The sequence below is a fragment of the Mycobacterium sp. E2989 genome (assembly GCF_001667595.1).
Classification (GTDB): Bacteria; Actinomycetota; Actinomycetes; order Mycobacteriales; family Mycobacteriaceae; genus Mycobacterium.
In genome coordinates this window covers 62,659-69,490 of sequence record NZ_LZJX01000059.1, presented here as the reverse complement: position 1 = coordinate 69,490, position 6,832 = coordinate 62,659, and the positions used below count along the sequence as shown (strand labels likewise).

Here is a 6,832-nt window from a genome sequence, read left to right as displayed (position 1 = left end):
GCCGAATAAGCCGACCGGCCGACCCAAAGATATTGCGGGGCAGAGCTATTGGTTCAACGGCAAAGGGCCCGCACACCGTGGTGTGCGGGCCCTTCGAGTGAGGACGCGGATCAGGCCCAGCTGGACCCAACGGCGCTGTCGGTGCTGGCCATGTTGCTGCCGGCGCTCTGCACCTTCTGCCCGTGGGCGTTGGCCTGCTCGTAGATCACCTGGAAGTTGCGACCCAACTGGGTGATGAACTCCTGGCAGGCCACCGAACCGGCACCGCCCCAGAAGTCACCCGCAGCAAGCACATCGCGAACGATGGCCTGGTGCTCAGCCTCCAAAGACGCGGCCTGGGCGCGGATCAAGGCACCGTGGGCGTCGACATCGCCGAACTGGTAGTTAATGGTCATAACGGTGTTCTCCTAATGTCTGGAATGGTACGCAGCCGCGGTTTTTAGCGCTAGCTGCCCAGGATCTGCTGCGAGGCCTGCTCTTGCTGCTCGTAGTTGTTCGCGTCGCGAATCAGACCGTCGCGCACACCGTGGAGCATGTTGACGATGTTGCGGAAGGCTTGGTTGACCTGACCCATGGTGTCGTACGAGGTCGCCTGCGCCTGACCGCTCCAGCCCGAACCCGCGATGTTCATCGAGGACGCCCACATCTTGCGAGCCTCGTCCTCAACGGTCTGGGCGTGCACCTCAAAGCGGCCCGCCATCGCCCGCATCTCGTGCGGGTCGGTCATAAAACGAGTTGCCATGTTGCCTTTCTCCTTTTCCTTCAAGTTTCGGTGTCGAAGTTCTAACAGTTGAAATTGATGCGGTGGTAGCCGCGTTGTGGATAGATTACGGCCTACCGGTTAACTGATCGCCTCAAACGGGTGACATGTACCCCCTTAATTCCCGTACCGGTTTTCCCGACATCAGACGACAACCTGCTTGGGCATGACGATCGGCTTGAAGCCGTACCGCGGTCCGGCGCCGTAGGCGCCGGCGCCCTTGGCCGCCGCAGCCATGCCCGGCATCCCGGGCATCGCCGCGACCGGCTCCGCCTCGGCCGCGGCCGTCCACCCCGAGCCCTCGAGGGGAGCGGTGGAGGAGGCCAACGACGCGGGGGCGGCCGCATTCCAACCGGCCGGCACCGACAGGCCGCCGACGGCGGAGGCCTCGCCCAGGGCGGCCGACGCGCCCGCGCCCGACACCGAGCCCACCATGGTGCCCGGAATCATTCCGCCGGCGAGCGGCGTGACGGAGTCGGTGAGCGCGAACGGGATCGACGGCACGGAGCCCAGCGTGTGGCCCAGGGAGACCGCGGTCGGGATGGTGTTGCACACCCACCATGCCGCGGTGTTCACCGCGCCGTTGATGCCGTTGAGCACAGACGGCGTGCCGAGGAAGTTGTCGATCGAGCCCAGAATGCCGTTGGTCGTGAACGGGAGGCTGGGCGCGGCCGCCGCCGCGGGAGCCGCCAGTGCCTGGGCCGTGCCGGCCGTCGAGTCCGCGGCCAGCGCGGTGCTGCTTGCGGCCGCGGCGGTCGCGGGGTTGGTGGTCGACGTAAGCGGAGTCACCGGGGTGAGAACCCCGGCGGCCGCGGAGGCGGCCTGGTAGGCGGCCATCATGGCGGCGTCCTGCGCCCACATGGCGGCGTACTGCGCCTCGGTCGCGGCGATCGCGGCCGAGTTGATGCCCAGGAAGTTGGTGGCCACGAGCGTCGCCAGCAGCGTCCGGTTGGCCGCGATCACCGGCGGCGGCACCGTCGCCGCGAACGCGGCCTCGTAAGCGGCCGCCGAGGCCATGGCCTGCGCGCTCGCCTGCTCGAGCGTCGCCGACGTCTCGGTCAGGTAGGCGATGATGGGCTGGGCCGCGGCCGCGGCGGCGGCCGAGCCACCGCCCGTCCACTGCTCGCTGGTCAGCAACGAAATGATCGACTCCCACTGGGTCGCCGTGGTGCTCACCTCGGCGGCCAGGTTGGCGTACGCCGTCGCGGCGGCCATCAGCGGCGCGGCGCCCGCGCCGGCGTACATGAGGGAGGAGGTGATTTCCGGCGGAATTGCTGCAAAGTCAAGAACCATTTGTGTTTCCCGCTCCTTTTGTCTGTAGGGATTTGAAGTTTTAGACGGCCGTGGGCTTGGGCATGACGATCGGCTTGACGCCGTAGCGCGGTGCACCGAAGCCGGCGCTGTTGCGCGCGGCCGCGCCCATTCCCGGCATCCCCGGGATGATCCCGCCCGTGCCGGCCTGCGGCGCGGCGGCGGTCCAGCCGACCGTCTCGAGCGGCGCCGCGCTGGTGCCCACCACCGGGGTGGCCGGGGCGGCCCACGTCGGCGGCACCGAGAGCTTGCCGACCAGGCTCGCCTGGCCCGCGGCGGCCATTGGCGCCGCGCCGATCCCGGCCATGCCGCCGCCGGCCATCGGCGCGGTCGTGTCGGCAAGGCCCGCCGCGTCGGCGGCCGAGCCGGCGGCGTCGGCGGCGGAGGTGTCGAGCAGACCGCCACCGGCCAGACCCAGGAGGTCGGAACCGGCCGAGGCCCAGTTGCCGCCGCCGATGTTGAAGAGGTTGGCGGTGTTGCTCGAGAGGCCGAAGATCCCGCCGAGCATTTGCGGGTTGGTGCCGTTGCCGGTGCTACCGAGCAGGTATGCCAACCAGTCCAGCGGGGTGTTCGACGGCGCGGCGGCAGCGGCGGCGGCCGGAGACGCGGCGCTCGACAGCGTGGCCTGGGCCGCGTTGATGGCCTCGGTGTCCCCGTAGCTGCCGGAGCTGATGCCCAGGGTCTGGGCGTAGTTCTCGAGCAGCGTTTGCGCCTCGGTGGCGATCGCCTGGTACTGGGTGCCGTACGCCGAGAAGATCGCGGCCTGCTGGGCCGACACCGGGTCGGCGGCGGCCGGAGCGATGACCGTGGTCGCCGCCGCGGCGCCCGCGTTCTGTGCGGCCAGGTTGGTGTTGATCCCCGACAGCAGCTGCTCGGCAGCGAGCATCTCTTCGGTCTGTGTTGTCAGAAATGCCATCGATTGCTCCTAATGTTGGAACGAGTCGACCCCCATGTGTTGGTCGACCTGTGTGTTCGCGTAACGGCCCCTGTGCGTTGGCGTAACACTAACGACCCACGACTCCACGGTCCCGACCGAAAGCGCCAGCGTGACAGCCGTTTACGGCTTTTTAACGATGAAGTCGGTAGTTTTAACACGGTCCTGCCGCGCGACATAGTGATGTGATCTGTCATCTGCCGGAAAGCCGGGGTTAATGCGCGCGGGCGCGGATCCTAACCGACGGCACCCGGTACCGCACGTCGGGCATTTCGCCTAATCGAGCGGGGTGCGATGTCCCCGGGCTCGCGCATGCGCGCTAGATTCGCCGCCGAGCCCCCATAGCCCAATTGGCAGAGGCAGCGGACTTAAAATCCGCCCAGTGTCGGTTCGAGTCCGACTGGGGGCACGCGCGAATGTGCAGGCAGGTAGCGCATGGAGGCCGTCGGGCAGCGGTGGCCCTGAAAGTCCGAGCCCCGGGTCAGCGCCGCACCGTCACTCACGATCCGCTCACGCCCATGAGGTGATCACCTCATGTTGGCCAGCCGGGGCCAACGCGACGACGACGTAACGATTTGGGATCGGTAGTCAGTCGGCCCGCATCTACTTATCGCACGCGCCGCCACCAGGTGGCGCATCCCGCGTAGGCAGGAAACGAAAGGAGCCGGCCATAAACACCAACGTCGCTACCCGTCACGCAGCCCCTTCGACTACTCGTCGAACCCGCACGGCCGGCCTGTACGCATTGAAGCCGTGGTTCACCGCAAGGCTGGCCCCGATCGTCGACATTGCGGTGGCTCGGCGAGTGTCTCCGGACCTCTTTACCGCCGCCGGTGTCGCCGCGGCCGGTGCCGCCGGAACCGCCATCGCGTTCGGCTGGTGGCCGCTGGCGGCGGTCTTCATGGTGATCCGGCTGGCCGGCGCCAACCTTGACGGAGCGGTCGCCCGAGCGCGTCGCGTGAGCCGGCCGTGGGGCTTCGTGGTCAACGAACTCGGCGACCGCACCGCAGACCTGCTCGGCTTCGCGGGCCTGGCGGTCTGGGCTGCGCGGCAGCACGGCTCCGGATTGCACTGGTTGTCCTGGCCCGTGCTTCAGGTTCTGCTGGCCGCGCTAGCCGCCACGCTGCCGACCTTCGCGTCGCTGGCCGTCGCCGCGGCGGGCCTCACGCGCCGCAACGGCGGACCGCTCGGCAAGACCGAACGCTGCCTGTTCCTCGTGCTGGCCACGGCCTTTCCCATCGCCATGCCGATCCTGCTGGCGCAGTTGGTGAACGGATCGCTGATCACCACCGTCCTGCGGCTGCGGGCCGCCCATCGCGAGTTGAAGACGCGGCGCGCGCACGAAACGCCGGTCGAAACGACCGAGCGCCTCGCGCTGTTCGAGCAGTTCGACGCGATCACGCAGCCGTTCATCGTGACTCACCAGCGGTTCGACGCCGTCACGCTGCCCATGGCGCAGGTGGCCGCATGACCATCAATCGGATTGCGAGCGTCCTTCGCCACTGGCTGTGGCGGACGGTGTGCGCCGTCTCCGGCGGCCTCGCCGTGACCGGGCGATGGGACGTCGAGGGCGGCTGCATCGTCGTCGCCAATCACGCCTCGCACGCCGACACCGCGGTGCTGGTGGCGGCGTTGCCGTCCACAGCTCGCCCGGTCTTCGGCGCGGCGGCCGATTACTGGTTCGACGTGCCGGTGCGACGCTTCATCGCGACCTCGCTGATCGGAATACTGCCGGTGCGACGCTCGGGCGACGGCAACTACGACGCGCTGTTCGCGGCCGTCGGTCCGGCGCTGCGCGCGGGACGGACCGTCGTCATCTATCCCGAGGGAACGCGGTCCACAGACGGCACCATCGGCGAATTCCGTTACGGCGCAATACGTCTGGCACGAGACTGCGGGGTGCCCATCGTTCCGGTGGCGATCGTGGGGACTGCCGAGGTGCTACCGAAGGACGGCAGCTTCTCGCCCGGCCCGATGGAGGTACGCCTCGGAACGCCTGTCGATCCCCACACCACCTCCGCATCGCAACTGCGGTCGCGGGTGCTGGCACTGCGGGGCGACGTCGTGGCCGATGACCGCTTCGCGCTGGCGTCGTAGAGCCGGCGGCCCACAATGTCACTCGTCGAGCACTGGTTGCCTCGTCTCGATCGGCGGATGTCGCTCAACATCGACCTGGGTCCGCTGCACGTTCACATGTATTCGCGGGCTGTGTTCCTGATGTGGGTCACGGTGGCGATCCTCGCGGTCGCGGGCATCGCCGTCGTGCTCTCGCGCAAGCAGGAGTTGGTCCAGAAGTGGCGCACCTGGGTGCTGATCGCACCGGCTGTCGGGCTCCCCGTCTGGGCCGGCCACGGCACGGCGGCGGGGTTGGCCGCGGCACTGGCTGTCGTCGCGGTGATCGAGTACGCGCGACTGGTCAAGCTCGGCCGCGCCGACACCTACGTGCTCGTGGTCCTGGCCGTGGCATACCCGATCGCGGCGTGGCTGCGCCCCACGCTTCTCCAGTTCGCGCCGATCGTCGTGCTGCTGTGCGTGGTGCCCTCCGTCCTCGAGGGCGACGTCGAGAACGGCGCCAGGCGGGCCGCGTCCGCCGCGTTCGCGTCGGTGTGGATCTGCTGGTCGCTTTCCCACCTCGTCATGGTGGGGGCGGACGCGTATCTGTTGTGCTTCGCCGTCGCGGCCACCGACGTCGCGGCCTGGTGTGGCGGAAAAGGGTTGCGCCGCATGCGATGGGCGCGCAGGCCGCTGTCCCCGCTGAGTCCCAACAAGACCATCGGCGGGATGGTCGGCGCCATTGCCGGCGCGTTCGTAATCCTCACGCTCCTGGGCACCATCTCCGTCGGCCTACTCATCGCCGTCTCCATCGGCGGTCTGTTCGGGGACCTGCTCGAGTCCATGCTCAAGCGACAGGCCCAGGTCAAGGACGCCGGTGGCTGGCTGCCCGGGTTCGGCGGCCTACTCGACCGCATCGATTCACTGCTCGTTGTCCTCCCACTCGCGTACTTCCTCGGATGAGAGATCTCGATGAATAACGACAAGCCCACGCTGCCGATCACCCTGCGTAACCGGACCGACGACGCCACGGATATGCGTGCCCGTTGGCGATTCCCGGCAACACCGTTCGGGTCGATCCCGATAGGTCCGAGCGTCGACCGGGAGAATCGCGTCCGGCCCGCGGCGACCGATGGCCTGCAGATGCGGGATGTCACCCTCTGCGTAGACGGCAAAACAGTTCTCCTGGAACGGGTTTCGTTCACGGCGCGCCCCGGCACCCTGACCGCCGTGATCGGTCCATCGGGCGCGGGCAAGTCGACGCTGGCCAAGGTCGCCGCCGGGGCGCAGCGGCCGACCGGCGGGACGGTGGCTTTCCAGGAGAGGGCCGTGCACGCCATGCGCGGCGAGATCGGGATGGTGCCCCAGGACGATCTGGTGCACGGCCGACTCACCGTCGCACAGGCGCTGCGGTTCGCGGCGGAACTCCGAATGCCCGCCGACACCACCGCAGCCGAACGCGGGCGGGTGATCAGCACGGTGCTCTCCGAACTCGAGCTCTCGCCGCACGCCGACACCCGCATCGAGAAGTTGTCGGGCGGCCAGCGTAAGCGCGTGTCGGTGGCGGTCGAATTGCTGACCGGCCCTGAGCTATTGGTGCTCGACGAACCGACGACGGGGCTGGATCCGGCCCTGGACCGCTCGGTGATGGCGATGCTGCGCCGGTTGGCCGACGCGGGCCGCGTGGTCGTGGTGGTGACGCACTCGTTGACGTTCCTGGACATGTGCGACCAAGTGCTGTTGCTCGCGCCCGGCGGCAAGACGGTTTTCTGCGG

Annotated in this window: 7 protein-coding genes, 1 tRNA gene and 1 pseudogene; 5 read left to right on the top strand and 4 right to left on the bottom strand. The window is 68.5% G+C overall.

The window, feature by feature from the left end; translation table 11 throughout:
* Positions 1 to 110: 110 nt before the first annotated feature.
* The 4 genes from A5680_RS11600 to A5680_RS11585 all read right to left on the bottom strand — a co-directional run bounded on the left by A5680_RS11600 (position 111) and on the right by A5680_RS11585 (position 2,987).
* Entirely contained in the window at positions 111 to 395 is a 285-nt protein-coding gene (locus tag A5680_RS11600) for a WXG100 family type VII secretion target (protein ID WP_046182844.1), read from the bottom strand.
* A gap of 50 nt (positions 396 to 445) precedes the next feature.
* Entirely contained in the window at positions 446 to 742 is a 297-nt protein-coding gene (locus A5680_RS11595) for a WXG100 family type VII secretion target (protein ID WP_007771418.1), read from the bottom strand.
* Positions 743 to 904: 162 nt separating this feature from the next.
* Positions 905 to 2,053 (bottom strand): PPE family protein, encoded by a 1,149-nt coding sequence (locus A5680_RS11590; RefSeq protein ID WP_067819344.1) that lies wholly within the window; start codon positions 2,051 to 2,053, stop codon positions 905 to 907.
* A 40-nt stretch (positions 2,054 to 2,093) separates the two neighbouring features.
* Positions 2,094 to 2,987, bottom strand: a complete 894-nt coding sequence (locus A5680_RS11585; protein ID WP_055405419.1) for a PE domain-containing protein — start codon at positions 2,985 to 2,987, stop codon at positions 2,094 to 2,096.
* A 353-nt stretch (positions 2,988 to 3,340) separates the two neighbouring features.
* Between A5680_RS11585 and A5680_RS11580 the strand changes: the two genes are divergently transcribed.
* The 5 genes and pseudogenes from A5680_RS11580 to A5680_RS26555 form a co-directional block, all read left to right on the top strand.
* A tRNA-Leu gene (locus tag A5680_RS11580) sits at positions 3,341 to 3,414 on the top strand.
* 384 nt (positions 3,415 to 3,798) lie between these two features.
* On the top strand, positions 3,799 to 4,476 hold the full coding sequence (locus A5680_RS26270; RefSeq protein WP_369827651.1) for a CDP-alcohol phosphatidyltransferase family protein: 678 nt from the start codon (positions 3,799 to 3,801) through the stop codon (positions 4,474 to 4,476).
* On the top strand, positions 4,473 to 5,102 hold the full coding sequence (locus A5680_RS11570) for a 1-acyl-sn-glycerol-3-phosphate acyltransferase (protein WP_055405421.1): 630 nt from the start codon (positions 4,473 to 4,475) through the stop codon (positions 5,100 to 5,102). The genes A5680_RS26270 and A5680_RS11570 overlap by 4 nt, the downstream gene beginning before the upstream one ends.
* A 57-nt stretch (positions 5,103 to 5,159) precedes the next feature.
* Complete coding sequence (locus A5680_RS11565) at positions 5,160 to 6,020, top strand: phosphatidate cytidylyltransferase (protein WP_231964951.1); 861 nt, start codon at positions 5,160 to 5,162, stop codon at positions 6,018 to 6,020.
* Between the two features lie 9 nt (positions 6,021 to 6,029).
* A pseudogene (locus A5680_RS26555) lies at positions 6,030 to 6,719 on the top strand (ATP-binding cassette domain-containing protein); the annotation flags it as partial.
* Between the last annotated feature and the right edge of the window lie 113 nt (positions 6,720 to 6,832).